This is a genomic window from Idiomarina fontislapidosi (assembly GCF_003226255.1).
GTDB lineage: Bacteria > Pseudomonadota > Gammaproteobacteria > Enterobacterales > Alteromonadaceae > Idiomarina > Idiomarina fontislapidosi.
Genome location: NZ_QJST01000001.1, coordinates 210,632 through 228,121, shown reverse-complemented (window position 1 = coordinate 228,121; position 17,490 = coordinate 210,632). Strand labels below are relative to the sequence as shown.

Annotated in this window: 16 protein-coding genes and 2 tRNA genes; 1 reads left to right on the top strand and 17 read right to left on the bottom strand. The window is 49.0% G+C overall.

Features of this window, described 5'->3' with window-relative positions:
• Positions 1–19: 19 nt before the first annotated feature.
• The 10 genes from nusA to rlmE form a co-directional block, all read right to left on the bottom strand.
• Positions 20–1,513, bottom strand: a complete 1,494-nt coding sequence (gene nusA / locus DFP83_RS01050; protein ID WP_110572301.1) for a transcription termination factor NusA — start codon at positions 1,511–1,513, stop codon at positions 20–22.
• Between the two features lie 25 nt (positions 1,514–1,538).
• Positions 1,539–1,967, bottom strand: coding sequence for a ribosome maturation factor RimP (gene rimP, locus DFP83_RS01045; protein WP_420843778.1), 429 nt, complete (start codon positions 1,965–1,967; stop codon positions 1,539–1,541).
• A 187-nt stretch (positions 1,968–2,154) separates the two neighbouring features.
• A tRNA-Met gene (locus DFP83_RS01040) sits at positions 2,155–2,231 on the bottom strand.
• 65 nt (positions 2,232–2,296) lie between these two features.
• Positions 2,297–2,381, bottom strand: a tRNA-Leu gene (locus DFP83_RS01035).
• 27 nt (positions 2,382–2,408) lie between these two features.
• Positions 2,409–2,738 (bottom strand): preprotein translocase subunit SecG, encoded by a 330-nt coding sequence (secG, locus tag DFP83_RS01030; protein ID WP_110572297.1) that lies wholly within the window; start codon positions 2,736–2,738, stop codon positions 2,409–2,411.
• Between the two features lie 5 nt (positions 2,739–2,743).
• Positions 2,744–3,502: a triose-phosphate isomerase gene (tpiA, locus tag DFP83_RS01025; RefSeq protein WP_110572295.1), complete on the bottom strand. Its 759-nt coding sequence runs from the start codon at positions 3,500–3,502 to the stop codon at positions 2,744–2,746.
• Between the two features lie 86 nt (positions 3,503–3,588).
• A complete protein-coding gene (glmM, locus tag DFP83_RS01020; protein WP_110572293.1) occupies positions 3,589–4,929 on the bottom strand; it encodes a phosphoglucosamine mutase in 1,341 nt (446 codons plus the stop codon).
• Positions 4,926–5,741, bottom strand: coding sequence for a dihydropteroate synthase (gene folP, locus DFP83_RS01015; RefSeq protein WP_110572291.1), 816 nt, complete (start codon positions 5,739–5,741; stop codon positions 4,926–4,928). The genes glmM and folP overlap by 4 nt, the downstream gene beginning before the upstream one ends.
• An 80-nt stretch (positions 5,742–5,821) precedes the next feature.
• Positions 5,822–7,768 carry an ATP-dependent zinc metalloprotease FtsH gene (gene ftsH / locus DFP83_RS01010; RefSeq protein ID WP_181416343.1) on the bottom strand — a complete coding sequence of 649 codons (1,947 nt, stop codon included), beginning with the start codon at positions 7,766–7,768 and terminating at the stop codon, positions 5,822–5,824.
• A 51-nt stretch (positions 7,769–7,819) separates the two neighbouring features.
• A complete protein-coding gene (gene rlmE / locus DFP83_RS01005; protein WP_110572286.1) occupies positions 7,820–8,446 on the bottom strand; it encodes a 23S rRNA (uridine(2552)-2'-O)-methyltransferase RlmE in 627 nt (208 codons plus the stop codon).
• A gap of 96 nt (positions 8,447–8,542) precedes the next feature.
• Here rlmE and yhbY point away from each other — a divergent pair, with 96 nt between their 5' ends.
• Positions 8,543–8,839 (top strand): ribosome assembly RNA-binding protein YhbY, encoded by a 297-nt coding sequence (gene yhbY, locus DFP83_RS01000; RefSeq protein ID WP_110572284.1) that lies wholly within the window; start codon positions 8,543–8,545, stop codon positions 8,837–8,839.
• On the opposite strand, the gene DFP83_RS00995 is transcribed toward yhbY, so the two are convergent.
• The 7 genes from DFP83_RS00995 to DFP83_RS00965 all read right to left on the bottom strand — a co-directional run bounded on the left by DFP83_RS00995 (position 8,836) and on the right by DFP83_RS00965 (position 17,481).
• On the bottom strand, positions 8,836–9,357 hold the full coding sequence (locus DFP83_RS00995; protein ID WP_110572281.1) for a helix-turn-helix domain-containing protein: 522 nt from the start codon (positions 9,355–9,357) through the stop codon (positions 8,836–8,838). The two genes, yhbY and DFP83_RS00995, sit on opposite strands and share 4 nt — an antisense overlap.
• Positions 9,358–9,486: 129 nt before the next feature.
• Positions 9,487–9,963 (bottom strand): transcription elongation factor GreA, encoded by a 477-nt coding sequence (gene greA / locus DFP83_RS00990; RefSeq protein ID WP_006955159.1) that lies wholly within the window; start codon positions 9,961–9,963, stop codon positions 9,487–9,489.
• The gene (gene carB, locus DFP83_RS00985; RefSeq protein WP_110572279.1) at positions 9,960–13,184 is read right to left on the bottom strand and encodes a carbamoyl-phosphate synthase large subunit; all 3,225 of its coding nucleotides are present in this window, start codon (positions 13,182–13,184) and stop codon (positions 9,960–9,962) included. Before carB ends, greA begins: the two co-directional genes overlap by 4 nt.
• Before the next feature lie 29 nt (positions 13,185–13,213).
• Positions 13,214–14,359: a glutamine-hydrolyzing carbamoyl-phosphate synthase small subunit gene (gene carA / locus DFP83_RS00980; RefSeq protein WP_110572277.1), complete on the bottom strand. Its 1,146-nt coding sequence runs from the start codon at positions 14,357–14,359 to the stop codon at positions 13,214–13,216.
• A 164-nt stretch (positions 14,360–14,523) separates the two neighbouring features.
• A complete protein-coding gene (gene dapB / locus DFP83_RS00975; RefSeq protein WP_110572274.1) occupies positions 14,524–15,312 on the bottom strand; it encodes a 4-hydroxy-tetrahydrodipicolinate reductase in 789 nt (262 codons plus the stop codon).
• The gene (locus DFP83_RS00970; RefSeq protein ID WP_110572271.1) at positions 15,309–16,547 is read right to left on the bottom strand and encodes a dicarboxylate/amino acid:cation symporter; all 1,239 of its coding nucleotides are present in this window, start codon (positions 16,545–16,547) and stop codon (positions 15,309–15,311) included. Before DFP83_RS00970 ends, dapB begins: the two co-directional genes overlap by 4 nt.
• Before the next feature lie 118 nt (positions 16,548–16,665).
• Positions 16,666–17,481 (bottom strand): M48 family metallopeptidase, encoded by an 816-nt coding sequence (locus tag DFP83_RS00965; RefSeq protein ID WP_110572269.1) that lies wholly within the window; start codon positions 17,479–17,481, stop codon positions 16,666–16,668.
• Positions 17,482–17,490: the final 9 nt, after the last annotated feature.

Here is a 17,490-nt window from a genome sequence, read left to right as displayed (position 1 = left end):
GTACCTCCGCTGATCGTGGTTATTCGCTGAACCAGCAAATATTGCGGGCTTTCATGATTAAGTCGCCAGCTTGCTGTTCATCCAGCTCTTCGATTCCGGCTAAGTCATCAATTCCTTGCTCCGCGAGTTCCTCGAGCGAGGTGACTCCGCGACTGGCAAGAACATACGCCAAGTGGCGGTCCATTCCTTCAAGCCCAAGTAATGATTCGTCCGGCTCTGCTGACTCAAGAGATTCCTCGTCAGCCAGTGCTTTAGTTGTTAAATAAGCACGTGCGCGTCCACGTAATTCTTCAACAATATCTTCATCCATCCCTTCGATTTCAAGGAACTCCGCTACAGGAACGTAAGCGACTTCCTCAAGTGAAGAGAAACCTTCGTCTACGAGTACCGCTGCGAAATCTTCGTCGATATCGAGACTGGTTATAAATAAGTTTAATAAACGATTGGTTTCCGCTTCGTTCTTCTCGTTGAAGTCATCGACGGTCATCACGTTCAGTGTCCAACCGCTTAATTGACTTGCTAAGCGAACGTTTTGCCCACTTTTACCAATCGCTTGCGCTAGGTTATCGGCTGCAACCGCGATATCCATCGTATGCGCGTCTTCATCCACTACGATAGAAGCCACTTCTGCAGGTGCCATCGCGTTAATCACGAACTGTGCTGGGTTATCATCCCAAAGCACAATATCAACACGCTCACCGCCGAGTTCACCTGAAACCGCTTGTACACGTGCGCCACGCATGCCAACACAGGCGCCGACTGGGTCGATGCGGCGGTCGTTGCTTTTCACAGCAATTTTAGCACGTGATCCAGGATCGCGGGCTGCGCCTTTCAACTCTATCATTTCCTCGCCAATCTCTGGCACCTCAATACGGAACAGCTCCATCAAGAATTCAGGACGAGAGCGCGTAACAAATAATTGCGCACCACGTGCTTCTGGACGCACATCGTAAAGCAAACCACGTACACGGTCACCTGGGCGAACCGATTCGCGCGGCAACATTTCTTCACGATAAATAATCGCTTCCGCGTTGTTACCTAAGTCTAGGATAACATGTTCACGGTTCGCACGTTTCACTGTGCCAGTGACTAACTCGCCCACTTGATCGCGATATTCATCCACTACCTGCGCACGCTCAGCTTCACGTACCTTCTGTACGATCACTTGCTTAGCCGTTTGGGTGGTGATGCGGTCAAACTGAATTGACTCAATTTGTTCTTCAACGTAATCGCCCAGTTGCAACTCAGGGTTTTCATACTGTGCCGCTGATAAACTGATTTCACGGAACGGGTGCTCTAACCCAGTGTCCGTGTCTTCGACTACTAACCAGCGACGGAATGTGTCAAATTCACCCGTCGCACGGTCGATATCAATGCGTACGTCAATATCACCGTCATACTTTTTCTTGGTTGCATGTGCTAACGCTGACTCCAGCGCTTCAAAAATTTTCTCTCGAGGTACTGCTTTCTCGTTGGAAACAGCCTCTGCTACCAACAGGATTTCTTTACTCATGATTCTGCCTCACCAACGCAAATCGTTAATCAAATGACGGTACTAAGTGGGCTTTCTTGATTTCGTGCATGCCCACCGTCAACGACTCTTGACCAACGCTCAGTTGCAGTTGGTCATCTTCAATTCCTTCCAGAACCGCTTGAAACTTCCGCTTATTTTGTTTAGCAACGGTGAGCTCAAACGCAACCGTTTCGCCAATGTATGGCTGCATTTGTGCAATCGAGAAGAACGGACGTTCCATACCTGGAGAGGATACTTCCAGGTTATATTCCGTATTAATCGGATCTTCTACATCAAGGACCGAACTCACTTGATAGCTGACATCGGCGCAATCATCAACGCTGATACCTTCGTCTTTGTCAATGTAGATACGTAACGTTGAAAACTTGCCCGCACGGACAAATTCGACGCCCCATAACTCAAATCCCAAGGCCTCTACAGCCGGGCGAAGCATGTCCGATAAACGTTCTTCTATACGTGCCAAATTGCCTCCTAAAACAAAAAAAGGGCGCGAGCGCCCAGTGTTGTGACTATCCTTAAGATAGTTAAGGCCACATAGCAAAAAGCCCCGAGCTTCTGCGGGGCTTTTTAAACACTGGACCCTTTGTCTATTTCAAACGCCAACTTATGGCATTCGAAACTGGTTGCGGGGGCAGGATTTGAACCTACGACCTTCGGGTTATGAGCCCGACGAGCTACCAGACTGCTCCACCCCGCGTCCGAAACTTGCTTGATATTATAGGGATTTCTGCGCTCATTTCAAGCGTTGAGCGCGATTATTATTGGTGCGGATGGCGGGACTTGAACCCGCACGCCCGAAAGCACTACCCCCTCAAGATAGCGTGTCTACCAATTCCACCACATCCGCGTAAATCGTTTGCCCGCTAACTACTCATTAGTTAGTTGGCGGTACCTGCTGACCTTCTTGCTCTTCAACCGGAGGCGTTTGCTGCTCTGGCGCGCTCAAGTCAGAAAAGTCTTCAGCTGTATCTGACGTAGCCGTCGACAAATTACCTAAGACAAGAGCCAAGATAAAAAAGATAACAGCCAAAATAGCAGTAGTACGGCTCAAAAAGTTACCTGAACCTGATGAACCAAACACTGTGTTTGATGCACCTGAGCCAAATGAAGCGCCCATATCTGCGCCTTTACCCTGCTGTATCATGATGAAGCCAACAAGAACAATGGCTACAATGAGAAACATCACCATTAATACTTCAAACATAAACTCTATCCCTTGGCTGCTCGACAGATTGCGCTAAACTCTTCGCCTTTAAGGCTAGCGCCACCAATCAAACCGCCATCTATATCTGCTTCTGAAAACAATGATTCAGCATTATTTGCTTTCACCGAACCACCGTATAATAGTGGAACTCGCGCTCCAACTTGTTGGTAGTTCTCAACTAACCAACCACGAATTTTTGCATGTACTTCTTGCGCTTGCGCTGGCGAAGCTGTCTCGCCTGTACCAATCGCCCATATAGGCTCATAGGCAACGACAACGCGAGCCATTTGCTTAGCACTTAAGCCGGCTAGACTCTGCTCTAGCTGAGCTTGGATAACTGACCACGTCTTGTCTGCTTCGCGTTGTGACTTATCCTCACCTACGCATACAACGGCAGTCAATCCAGCTTGGGTAACGGCGGCAGCTTTTGCTGCGATCGAGTCGTTGCTTTCTTGCTGCTCGGCGCGACGCTCAGAATGACCGAGCAGTATATATTCAACACCAAGTTCTTGCAGCATTGCAACGGAGATCTCACCCGTGTGAGCACCATTTTCATGCTGACTCACGTTCTGTGCACCCAATGCTATTTCATCGTAGTAAATGTGCCCCGCCATATCGGCAAGTAGCGTATAAGGTGGACACACGACTACTTTAACACCTTTAAAGTCGGCTTGATTGTCACGCAGGATCTCACTCATTTCACGAGTAAGTGCTCGGTTACCGTTCATCTTCCAATTGGCAATAACCAGTGATGCGTTAGACATTTGAGCTCCTCTCTTTAAGGCGCGGGAATATTAGCTGATGCAAACCAAAGTTACAAGCACCAATTTCATTCCCGCGCACTGACTGCCTAATTTGTAGCCGACTCGACTTCGTTAGCAATCTGCTGTGCAAAGGTCTTAACAATACGTTTGTCGGCACCTTCGACCATAACACGAATGACCGGTTCGGTTCCCGACTTACGCAGCAAAACACGACCTTGACCCGCGAGCGCAGTTTCAACTTCTGCCACGACGGCTTTCACTTGCTCAGTTTCTAACGGATCTGCGCCAGGCGTGTAACGAACGTTCACTAGCGTTTGCGGTAGCTTTTTAAAGCCATCGAGTAATGACTCAATATCACGCTCTTCGGCCATCATTGCAGCGAGTACCTGTAAACCCGCTAAGATACCGTCACCGGTGGTGTGGTAATTACGATTGATGATGTGCCCTGAGCTCTCACCACCGAGTGCCCAATCGTTTTCTTTTAACTGCTCAATGACGTAACGATCACCAACCTTGGCGCGAATAAACGGAATATCAAGTGATTCACAGGCTTGCTCTAAGGCAAAGTTACTCATTAACGTACCGACTACGCCGCCCTTTAACGTGCCACTGCGCAACGCATTGGTCATCAATATATACAGAATCTCGTCGCCATCAAGGATACGCCCTCTATCACTCACCATCATAATGCGGTCACCGTCACCATCTAGCGCAATACCGACATCCGCCTTTTGTTTTAGTACTTCTTGCTGCAACGCATCTAAATGGGTCGCACCACAGCCTTCATTGATGTTAAGACCATCGGGACGTGTACCTACTTCAGTAACTTTCGCACCCAGTTCACGGAATACATTCGGCGCAATGTGGTAAGTTGCGCCATGAGCACAATCAACCACGATATGCATGCCCGTGAGTGATAAATGGCTCGGGAATACACTTTTACAGAATTCAATGTACCGGCCAGCGGCATCGTTAATCCGATTAGCACGACCTAAATGTTCGGACGCCACACAATCCATTGGCTCATCAATTAAACGCTCGATTTCGAGTTCAACATGGTCCGGCAACTTATGTCCGTTGTCCGCAAAAAATTTGATGCCATTATCGTAATAAGGATTATGTGAAGCACTAATGACAATACCAGCGGCCGCACGGAACGTGCGCGTTAAATAGGCAATACCCGGTGTCGGCATCGGTCCTAGGAAGTCGACATTGACCCCCGCCGCCGACAATCCCGCCTCAAGCGCAGACTCAAGCATATAACCACTAATCCGGGTATCCTTACCCACGAGAACCTTGCGTGTACCCTTAGCAGCCAACACTTTACCTGCCGCCCATCCAAGTTTGACTGCAAACTCGGGAGTAATGGGATACTCTCCGACTAAGCCACGTACACCGTCGGTACCGAAGTATTTCCTTTCTGTCACAAAAAATCTCCTTCCAGCGTTGCTGATACGATACGCATCGCATCGACTGTTTCTGCCACATCATGCACACGAATCATGCGCGCACCCTTATAGGCGGCTATTGTGGCCGCTGCGATGCTTCCTGACAAGCGTTCATCAACAGATTTGCCGGTAACATGCCCTATCATTGATTTGCGCGAGACACCGATTAATAGCGGGCAGCGCAGCTCGTGGAACGCTTGTAGTCGCTGCAACATTTGATAATTGTGACGTTGTGACTTACCAAACCCAAAACCTGGATCAAGCCAAATTCGTGACTGCTCAATACCACCACGTGCACATTGCTGAATGCGATCCTCTAAAAAGGTTTTCACTTCGCACACCACATCTTCATAGCGCGGATCATGCTGCATGGTGCGAGGCTCTCCTTGCATGTGCATTAAGCACACATCGACATCGCTGTCTGCCACGGCTTCAATCGCACCGGGCGCGCGCAATGCGTTAACATCATTAATCATGTCTACGCCTGCATCGACTGCTGCACGCATCACGGCCGGTTTGGTTGTGTCGACCGAAACATGAACTTTTAATCGTTGTTTAATCGCACTTAATACAGGTATCACTCGGTCAAGCTCTTCAGCTTCAGCGACGGCCTCCGCGCCTGGGCGCGTCGATTCCCCGCCGATATCGAGCCACGTTGCGCCCGCCTCTATCATCGCTTCAGCACGTCGCAGTGCATCATCGACGTTATTATACTGTCCTCCATCGCTGAATGAATCAGGAGTAATGTTTAAAATTCCCATTACGCTCAGCGGACGAGCAAGCTTACCCATGGTTTATTCCTCGCATCCTTGTTACTCAAGCTACTGACAAAAAAAAGCCACCCAATTGGTGGCTTTTCAATGTTTAATTGTTACGACGTGGCGTCGCCGGGTTTATCCACATTAATTGGACGCTCCGGTCGCTCTTCTTGGTCTGCCTTTTCAGCAGTGCCTCCACTCGTGCCATTGTCGTTACCGTTATGGTCATCCCAGCCTTTAGGTGGACGCACATCACGGCGGTTCATCAAGTCATCAATCTGACCGGCGTCAATGGTTTCATATTTAACCAAGGCGTCTTTCATTGCATGCAAGATATCGATGTTTTCTTCTAAGATCTTCTTAGCACGCTGATAGTTCTGGTCAATCAACGACTTCACTTCCTGATCGATAGCACGCGCCGTATCATCGGACATGTGTTTATGCTGAGTCACCGAGCGTCCTAGGAACACCTCGTTCTCATCTTCAGCGTATAACAATGGCCCCATTTTTTCTGACAAGCCCCACTGAGTCACCATCTTGCGGGCAATTTCAGTCGCACGCTCGATATCGTTCGATGCACCGGTCGTGACCTTATCGGCACCGTAGATAATCTGCTCAGCTAGACGACCACCAAATAAGCTCGAGATCATGCTCTCTAGGTGTTGCTTAGAGTGACTGACACGGTCTTGCTCAGGTAAGTACATGGTTACACCTAACGCACGACCACGTGGAATAATCGACACTTTATAAACCGGATCATGCTCTGGCACCAAACGACCCACGATAGCGTGTCCTGCTTCATGGTACGCCGTCATCGCTTTCTCATCATCAGTCATTACCATCGAGCGACGTTCTGCGCCCATCATGATCTTGTCTTTTGCTTTGTCGAATTCTTCCATCGAAACAACACGTTTGTTACCGCGTGCTGCAAACAGTGCCGCTTCGTTAACTAAGTTAGCTAAGTCCGCACCCGAGAAGCCTGGTGTACCGCGTGCAATTAAGTCAGCACGTACATCGTCTCCTAACGGCACTTTACGCATGTGCACTTTGATAATTTGCTCACGGCCACGCACGTCAGGTAAGCCCACCACGACTTGGCGGTCAAAGCGACCAGGACGCAACAACGCAGGGTCAAGCACGTCTGGACGGTTAGTCGCCGCAATAACGATGATACCTTCGTTGCCTTCAAAGCCATCCATTTCAACCAGCATTTGGTTCAATGTTTGCTCGCGCTCATCGTGTCCACCGCCGAGGCCTGCGCCACGTTGGCGACCGACTGCATCAATCTCATCAATAAAGATGATGCAAGGCGCTGATTTTTTCGCTTGTTCGAACATGTCACGGACGCGCGAGGCACCCACACCGACGAACATTTCGACAAAGTCAGAACCCGAGATGCTAAAGAAAGGTACTTTTGCTTCACCCGAGATGGCTTTAGCCAACAAGGTTTTACCTGTACCCGGCGGCCCCACCATCAATACACCTTTCGGGATTTTACCACCGAGGCGCTGGAATTTTGATGGGTCTTTAAGATAATCAACCAACTCAGTGACTTCTTCTTTTGCTTCGTCACAGCCAGCAACATCACGGAACGTCGTTTTAATCTGGTCTTCGCTCATCAAGCGCGCTTTACTCTTACCAAACGACATTGCGCCACGACCACCGCCGCCTTGCATTTGTCGCATGAAGAATATCCACACACCGATCAACAACAACATCGGGAACCAAGAAATGAAAATAGACGTCAAGATGCTTGGCTCTTCAGGTGGCGTACCCGAGAACTCAACGTTTTTGTTCGCTAACTGGTCCACAATTTTAGGATCAGATTGAGTGGGAATGACTGTCTTATACGACTGGCCATTTCGTGTCATCACCGTGATGGTGCGACCATCTTCACCAAAATCGGCGCGTCGCACATTGCCGTTGTCCACTTGCTTTAGAAACTCGCTATACGCCATGCGAGACCCAGCGTTTTCGCCAGGGCTAAAGCTCTGAAAAACGCTCATCAACACAACGGCTATGACGAGCCACAAGATGAGATTTTTTGCCATATCGCTCAAAGCCTATTACCTCTAGTGTATTTAAATTATCAATCTTTGAATATCAGGGTACTACAACTTGTAGTCTGTCGCTACCAAGTATACTTCGCGCGAACGCGATCGCGACGAATTTGGCTTGCGCGTCTTCACAGTTTTAAATGCTGCCCTGACATCCTTCAAAAACTCTTCAAAACCTTGTCCGTGAAACACTTTGACCGCAAAACTGCCGCCAGGTTTCAATACTTGATGACACATATCAAGCGCCAGTTCCACTAAATACATGGCTCTTGGCTGATCGACGTTATCGTTACCGCTCATGTTCGGTGCCATATCCGACAACACTACATCTACGTTCTTTCCGCCAATTCGGCTCAATAATGCCTCTAAAACTGCTTGCTCTCGGAAGTCGCCTTGCAGAAAATCGACACCAGCGATTGGGTCCATCGGTAAAATATCACAAGCGATAATTTGCCCATCACCATTAAAGTAGTCTGCCACATACTGTGACCAGCCACCCGGCGCTGCTCCCAAATCGACAACGGTTTGACCTTTTTTGATCAATTTATCACGCTGTTGAATTTCTTCTATTTTAAATACGGCGCGTGAACGCAATCCACGTTTCTGTGCCTTTTGCACAAAAGGATCATCAAAATGTTCTTTTAACCAACGTTGGCTGCTGACGCTGCGCTTTTTACCCATTAATACTATCCAGACTGTCTGATTAAACTAGCGTGTACCCATTAGATGGCGTTACAATACGTATAATTCAAGCTTAAATTACAGGATTATTATCATATGTCGTTAACCAATAAGCAAAAACAGTTTTTAAAAGGTGAAGCACACCCGCTTAAACCTGTTGTACTTTTAGGCGCCAACGGGCTAACTGAGGGCGTGGTTGCAGAAATCGAACAAGCGTTAGAAGATCATGAACTGATTAAAGTAAAAGTGCCAGAGGAAGAGCGTGAGTTGCGTCAACAAATGATGGCTGCGATCGTGCGTGAGACTGGCGCAGAACAAGTTCAAGTGATTGGTAAAACACAAATATTGTTCCGCCCAGCCAAAGAGCCGCGTATGCGTTTGCCTAGAGCCTAACCATATTCACGTTCTTGCGCAGCAGGGCATGAGACGCGTCTCATTGCCCGTGCTACGCACCCCATCGCGACTTCGGTCTTGACCCAACCTTCTTGCGCTAAAAAATACACATTCAGCAGCTCGTTACGATGGGCCTCAGAGTTCTCCAGATAATGTTTTTTCAATGTCGGCTCGACCATTTGCATGGCTTTCCAATAAAAACGATAGTCTTGTTCGCTGGTGAGTGAACTCAAGTTTTCAGCAAGCTCTGGGGTGGTCTTTGGATATAAGAGCTTTACGCCCGGAGCAAGAAGCCAGTCAATCGATATCCCCTCATTCATAAGTTTTCTGATCAGCAGTTTATAGGGGATGACTTTGCGGTAACGCCAGTTTTTATAGTCGTGATAGCTTACACCTAACCACTCGACAACCCCCTTTATCGTCTGCGCGCGAGCAATCGGTTTAAGACGTTCCATCAATTCCCTGATTGTAGGTTCACCCCATGCATAGTTAGGGGCGAATACAGCGTTTCTTTCCATGAAACCTCCATTACATATTATTAACATAGCTTTAATACTTTCTAAAAAAACAAAGTGTTTTGCAACCCTTAAGCATAAAAAAACCCAGCCTAACTAGGCTGGGTTTTTCGCTTAAAGCTACGTAAGAAGTTATATATACTTCACTTCAACAACTTCGTATTCAACCTCACCGTTCGGTGTAGTCACCGTAGCGATGTCGTCGATCTCTTTACCAATAAGCGCTCGCGCTATCGGTGAGTTCACAGAAATCAAATTCGACTTAATGTCGGCCTCGTCATCGCCTACGATTTGATAGGTCACTTCCTCGTCAGTCTTGGTGTTGTACACCGTAACTGTTGAGCCAAAAATAACTTTACCGTTATTAGGGACTTTAGTGACATCAATGATTTGCGCATTCGATAATTTTGATTCGATTTCTTGTATGCGACCTTCACAGAAGCCCTGTTGCTCACGTGCCGCATGATACTCAGCGTTTTCTTTTAAATCGCCGTGCTCACGAGCGTCAGCAATTGCTTCCACGATACGTGGACGATCTTCTGTCTTCAGCCTTTTAAGTTCTTGGCGCAGTTGCTCTGCGCCACGTTCCGTCATTGGAATCTGGTTCATACTAATGCAACCCTTTTATGTAATTCTTGTACCGAACTGACACGTGCGCGGTCATCGGCCGTATTGGCTTTCACGGTCGCGAATGCCGCATTCAGTGTCGTGGTATAAATCACTTTGTTTAACAACGCCTCGCGACGGATATATACCGAATCTTCGATAGCCTGACGACCCTCGACGGTATTAATAATATAGCTATACTCACCGTTTTTAATCGCATCCACGATATTCGGACGACCTTCTTGTAGCTTATTGACCACCGTACAGTCGATACCCTCTTCCGCTAACATTTTAGCAGTACCGCGCGTCGCTTCCAATTTAAACCCAAGCGCCAGTAGACCGCGCGCCAAATCCATCAGACGACGCTTATCGCTGTCGCGTACAGAAATCAACGCTTTTCCTTTCTTAGCAAGCGCTGCACCTGCACCGAGGTTAGCCTTCGCGTAAGCTTCTTCAAAGCTCTCACCGACGCCCATGACCTCGCCTGTTGAACGCATCTCTGGACCACGGATAGGATCAACACCTTGGAACTTAGCGAACGGAATTACGACCTCTTTCACTGAGTAGTAAGGTGGAATCACTTCGCTGGTGTAGCCTTGCTCTTTTAACGATTGACCCACCATCACGCGCGCGGCTACTTTTGCAAGAGGGACACCTGTCGCCTTCGAAACAAAAGGTACGGTACGTGCTGCACGAGGGTTCACCTCGATAAGGTAAATTTCGTCGTCTTTGACCGCAAACTGAGCATTCATCAGTCCCTTAACGTTCAACTCGAACGCTAATTTTCGGATCTGCTCGCGCAATTGAGCCTGGATGATGTCACTGAGTGAGTACGGAGGCAGCGAACATGCCGAGTCACCTGAGTGAACACCCGCTTCCTCGATATGCTGCATAATGCCGCCAATCAATACGTCTTCGCCGTCACAAATCGCATCGACGTCAACCTCAATCGCGTTGTCTAAGAAACGGTCGAGCAATACCGGCGCATCGTTGGATACTTTCACAGCATCGGTCAAATAACGTGTTAAGTCTTGCTCATCATAAACGATTTCCATGGCACGACCACCGAGTACATACGACGGACGAACGACCAACGGATAGCCAATGCGTTTCGCTTCGGTCAGTGCCTCTGAAATCCCTGTTACCGTTGAGTTCTCAGGTTGCTTCAGTTTCAGGCGGTTAACCGCTGCTTGGAAACGCTCGCGGTCCTCCGAACGGTCAATCGCATCAGGCGAAGTACCAATAATAGGCACACCATTGGCTTCAAGTGCGCGTGCAAGTTTCAGCGGTGTCTGACCGCCATACTGCACAATAACGCCCTTAGGCTGTTCGATACGCACGATTTCGAGTACATCTTCCAAAGTGATCGGTTCGAAATACAGACGATCAGATGTGTCGTAATCGGTTGATACAGTTTCTGGGTTACAGTTAACCATAATGGTCTCGTAACCATCTTCGCGTAATGCCAATGCTGCATGAACACAGCAATAATCAAACTCGATACCTTGGCCGATACGGTTAGGGCCACCACCGATAACCATGATTTTATCACGGTCAGAGACATCGGCCTCGCATTCTTCGTCATAGGTCGAGTACATGTACGCGGTGCTTGAGGCAAACTCAGCGGCACAAGTGTCCACGCGTTTGTAAACTGGGTGGATACCTAATTTATGGCGACGTTTACGCACTTCTGACTGGCTTACATGAAGCACATCGGCGATCCGCTCATCCGAGAAACCTCGGCGTTTCAGCGCGCGCATAACGTGTTCATTCATCCCCGCGAGTCCCAACGCATCCATCTCTTCTTCAAGCTTAATAAGCTCTTCAATTTGGATCAGATACCATTCGTCGATGCGCGTTAGCTCAAACACTTCACGTACGGTCATACCTAGACGGAACGCGTCGCCAATATACCAAATTCGCTCGGCGCCAGGTTCTTTGAGCTCACGAATCACTTTGCCGCGTGCTTCATCGCTGTCCAAGTCGACCATGCTATCGAAACCATTAGCGCCAAGCTCAAGGCCGCGCAACGCCTTTTGCATCGACTCTTGGAAGTTACGCCCAATCGCCATCACCTCACCGACCGACTTCATCTGGGTCGTTAAGCGGTCATTACAGTTGGCAAACTTTTCAAAGTTAAAGCGTGGAATTTTAGTAACTACGTAGTCCAATGCAGGCTCAAACGACGCCGGCGTCACACCGCCAGTGATTTCATTTTCAAGTTCATCTAAGGTGTAACCCACTGCCAGCTTGGCAGCAACTTTCGCAATCGGGAAACCCGTCGCTTTTGATGCGAGCGCAGACGAGCGCGACACACGCGGGTTCATTTCAATAATGACCATACGCCCAGTGTCCGGATTTAAACCAAACTGTACGTTTGACCCACCGGTTTCTACGCCAATTTCGCGCAATACTGCCATCGCCGCATCACGCATCAACTGAAATTCTTTATCCGTTAAGGTCTGCGCAGGTGCAACAGTGATCGAGTCACCGGTGTGAATACCCATCGGGTCGAAGTTTTCAATGGTACAAACGATAATGCAGTTATCGCTTTTATCACGTACCACTTCCATTTCGTACTCTTTCCATCCCAACAACGACTCATCAATTAGCAGCTCGTTAGTCGGCGACAGGTCAAGACCACGACGGCAAATTTCTTCAAATTCTTCGCGGTTATAAGCGATACCACCACCGCTTCCACCCATTGTGAAAGAGGGTCGAATGATACAAGGGAAGCCTAGACGTTCGAGTACATCAAACGCCTCTTCCATGCTGTGTGCCATTTCCGCATTCGGCGTTTCTAAACCGATTTTCTTCATCGCTTTATCAAAGCGATCACGGTTTTCTGCTTTGTCGATTGCATCAGCGTTAGCACCGATCATCTCAACTTTAAAGCGTTCTAAGACACCATGACGGTCAAGATCAAGCGCGCAGTTCAATGCGGTCTGGCCACCCATTGTTGGCAAAATCGCATCGGGACGTTCGCGCTCAATAATTTTCTCGACCACTTCCCAATGAATCGGCTCGATATAAGTCGCATCCGCCATCTCTGGGTCGGTCATGATTGTAGCTGGGTTCGAGTTGACCAAAATCACTCGGTAACCCTCTTCGCGCAGCGCCTTACATGCCTGTGCACCCGAGTAATCAAACTCACAGGCCTGACCGATAACTATCGGTCCTGCACCAAGAATCAGAATGCTTTTTATGTCAGTACGTTTTGGCATAGTTTCGTTCTATCCTTTGCTGCAACAGCTTAAGCGCGTGCTTGCATTAATTCGATAAAGTGATCAAAGAGCGCATCCGCATCATGTGGACCGGGGCTTGCTTCCGGGTGACCTTGGAAGCTAAATGCCGGCTTATCGGTTCTGCGCATACCCTGTAATGTGCCATCAAACAACGACACATGTGTCACCTCAATGGTGTCTGGTAAGCTGGACTCATCAACCGCAAAACCATGGTTTTGGCTGGTAATCATCACTCGCTTGGTACGCACATCCTGTACTGGATGGTTGGCACCATGGTGACCAAACTTCATTTTGCTCGACTTAGCGCCACTGGCGATACCGAGCAGTTGGTGACCTAGACAGATACCAAAAATAGGGATGTCTTTATCAAGTAAGGTTTTAATCGCTTCAATCGCGTAATCGCAGGGCTCTGGATCACCGGGGCCATTGGATAAGAATACGCCATCAGGATTTAGCGCCATCACTTCATCAGCCGATGTTTGCGCGGGCACCACGGTAATTCGGCAACCTCGGTCGGCGAGCAGACGCAGGATATTCTGTTTACAGCCGTAGTCATATGCCACCACATGGAACTTGTCTTGCGCAGGTGAGGTGTGTCCTTCGCCAAGCTGCCAGCTTCCCTCAGTCCAAGCATGCGTCTCTTTACACGAGACCACTTTAGCCAAGTCCATGCCTTTAAGACCTGGGAAATCACGAGCTAACTTAAGCGCTTGTTCTTCGTCAATTGGGCCCGCCATGATACAACCATTTTGCGCACCTTTCTCGCGCAAAATTCGCGTTAATTTACGTGTATCGATGTCAGCAATACCTACCACATTGTGACGTTGTAAATACTCCGTCAAGGTTTCTTGCTTGCGAAAACTACTGGCTTTTAATGTGTTATCACGAATGATCAAACCTTTCGCCCATACATGGGGAGATTCTTCATCTTCGTTATTGGTGCCAGTATTGCCAATGTGGGGGTATGTCAGGGTGACGAGTTGTTCAGTGTATGAGGGGTCAGTTAGAATTTCTTGGTAGCCTGTCATGGCTGTGTTAAAAACGACTTCTCCAACAGCAGAGCCTTCGGCTCCAATCGCTGTGCCATGAAAGATGGTGCCGTCGGCTAACACCAGTATGGCTCGGTTAGCGGATTGACTCGCTAAAATACTCAAGGGCAACCTCCGTACATAAAAAAACGGGTGAATCAATACAAAGTTGACTTCCCCGTTTAAGGTCCTTACCGCGCGTTCTTTGCTCACTGAAATCAGCAGATGACTAACATCAGGCAAATTGACCGTATTGTACGTCTTTTTTTACGCAGCGTCCAGCGCTGTTTTTAATCCAGTAGTTGCGCCAGCTGCTTTTTCAAATCCAGTACATCCGCCATTTGATAGCATTCACCCGGTGTCTGAGCCGTTAACCAGTTTGCCGCGCGCAACGCTCCTTCGGCGAAGATACGGCGGTCACTCACCCGGTGTGAAAGCTCAATGCGCTCACCCGCTTGTGCTAACCATACTTGGTGCTCACCTACGATATCCGCCGCTCTGACAACACTAAAACCAATCCCGTGTGCGCTGCGCTCACCATCGCCGCGCACACCGTCATTAATCGCTTCAAACTGCACTTGTCGCCCCCGAGCCGCCGCCTCACCGAGCGCCAGTGCGGTACCCGAAGGCCCGTCTTTCTTATGTCGATGGTGCGCTTCGAAAATCTCGATGTCGGCCTCTTTGAATGCACCGGCCGCGATGCGCGTTAATTGCTCCATCAGTGCCACACCCAAACTGGTGTTCCGCGCGTGCAAGGTGGGCACCTGGCTCGCCGTATCTCGTAGCCGTTGTTGCTGTTCGGCATCCAGCCCTGTCGTACAAACGACAATCGGACATTGGTGCGCTTCTGCGTAGGCAAGGTTCTCATGCAACGCATGGGGCAAACTAAAATCAATCAGCACATCGGGTGCGTCATCAGCCTCGGCGAGGTGACGGTAATGCGTGCCGGCAACCGATTGTCCGAGAAACTGACTCTGCTCACTGACAAAGGCATGCGATACCTCAAACCCGAATGACTCCGCGTATTGAATGATCTGCTGTCCCATGCGCCCGCTGGCACCTAATACTCCTAGTTTCATGCGCTCTCTCTTACCGCCTCCGATGGGCTGTTATCCTGCAACAAGTTCTCGCTGCGTGCAACAACACGTGCCACCATCATGTCGCCGGTTACGTTTGTCAGCGTGCGAGCCATATCGATGATACGGTCGATCGCCGCAATAAAGGCAATACCTTCTAACGGTAATCCAACCGCATTTAACGTCACCGTTAACATCACCAGTGCCGTGCCAGGTACACCCGCAGTGCCAACCGAAGCCAGCGTCGCCGTCATCATGATCAAACCGTAATCCATCCAGTCCAATGGAATCCCATACAGGTTAGCGATAAAGATACTCGCGACCGCAGGATAAATGCCACCACAACCGTCCATGTTAATGGTCGCGCCCAATGGTAATACAAAGCTTGCGTAGTCTTTAGAAACGCCCAAGCGCTCTGTTACCGCACGGTGCGCGGCTGGCAAAGAGCCGAACGAACTGCAGGTCGTAAATGCCACCACTTGCGCATCGAATACATCACGGAAAAACTGCCATGGACTCATCCCACCCAGGGTGCGAACAAAACTCCCATACACCACGACAATATGAATAAGTAGCGCTAAGTAAATGACACCAACAAATTTGGCCAACGGCAATAAGCTGCCAATGCCGTACTCGCCAATGACCCATGCCATTAACCCCAGCACGCCAATCGGCGTTAGCTGTAACACCATGCGAGTGACTTGATACATCACTTCCGCACCCGACTTAATGACGCGGCGGAGCGGTTGCGCAGGCTCACCTAATTTTTGGATAGCGATACCGATAATTGCTGCAAAGACTACGATTTGCAGAACATTACCTTCGCTCAGGGCGGCAAACGGGTTGGTTGGCACAAAGTTAAGTAATACCTGTGAGACGCTCGGAATCACTTTCTCAGAAGCGTCAGTTGCCGTGAGTGCTTGCGCTGGACTCATATCAATCAGTGTGCCTAAGGTCAGTCCAATCGCACTGGCGATAACCGCCGTAAGCATGAACATACCGATCGTTTTAGCACCCAACCGTCCTAATTTTTGACCGTCATTTAAGTCGGTGATTGCACTCACAATGGCACAGAATATGAGCGGTGCGACCAACATTTTAATCGCACGAATAAAGAGGTCGCCTAATGGCTTAAGCGCTTGCCCTACTTCTGGGAAAAACGCACCCATCAGGGCACCCACAACGAATGCACCGAGTACGCGTTGCCAAAATGGAATACTAAACCAGAGTTTAAACATAGAACGTCCGCGTCAAGAAAAATGACGCTAATGTAGCGCTATTTATTCTGCAGGTTAAAGATAATTTTTGACTAGCATATAACTAAAAAAGACCAAGCCATCGGCTTGGTCTTTTGGGTTAAATCGTGGGTTTGCTACAGGAAGGATTTCGCCCTTGCTGATGCGCTTGCCGCACTCGATTATCTAAACGAGGTGCGTAAGCTTCAATCGCATCGATACGTGTCTGAGGTGACGGGTGCGTCGATAGTAGCTCAGGTGGTGCACCCTTTGATTCTTTCGCCATATTGCGCCACAAATCAGCCGCTTCAATCGGCTTAAAACCCGCATCTGCCATATAATCTAAGCCCAACTGGTCCGCCTCAGATTCATGGGTTCGACTGTACGGGAGTAAGATACCCACTTGCGCACCAATACCGAGTGCACTCATCAACAGCGCTGCGTTTTCACTCTCGAGTTCTTTATTGGCAAGAATGGCACCGAGCTGTAACCCCGCGCCTACTGCCATATTACTCGAAACCCGTTCATTACTGTGCTCGGCTATCACATGTCCAATCTCATGACCAATCACGGCAGCGAGTTGGTGCTGGTTTTCGGCAACACCTAACAAACCACGGTATACGCCAATATTGTTACCGGGCAACGCGAATGCGTTGACAGTATCTTCATCAAATACTGTGATGTCCCAATCGGCTTGGCTATAGGGCTCGGGCAATACCTCAATTAATGCATGACTGACACATTGCACGTATGCATTAATAGCAGCGTCGTCGCTGATGGGCGTTTCGGCCTTCATCTGCTCATAAGACTGCTCGCCCATTTGGTTCAATTGGCCCTCAGGCAAAAATGCCAACTGAGACCGTCCTGTCGGCGACTTTGAGCAGCTCACCACGGTGAGCGTGGCGAGTGTCAAAGCTGCTATTTTCCAAGCCCGCATAGTGCCTCC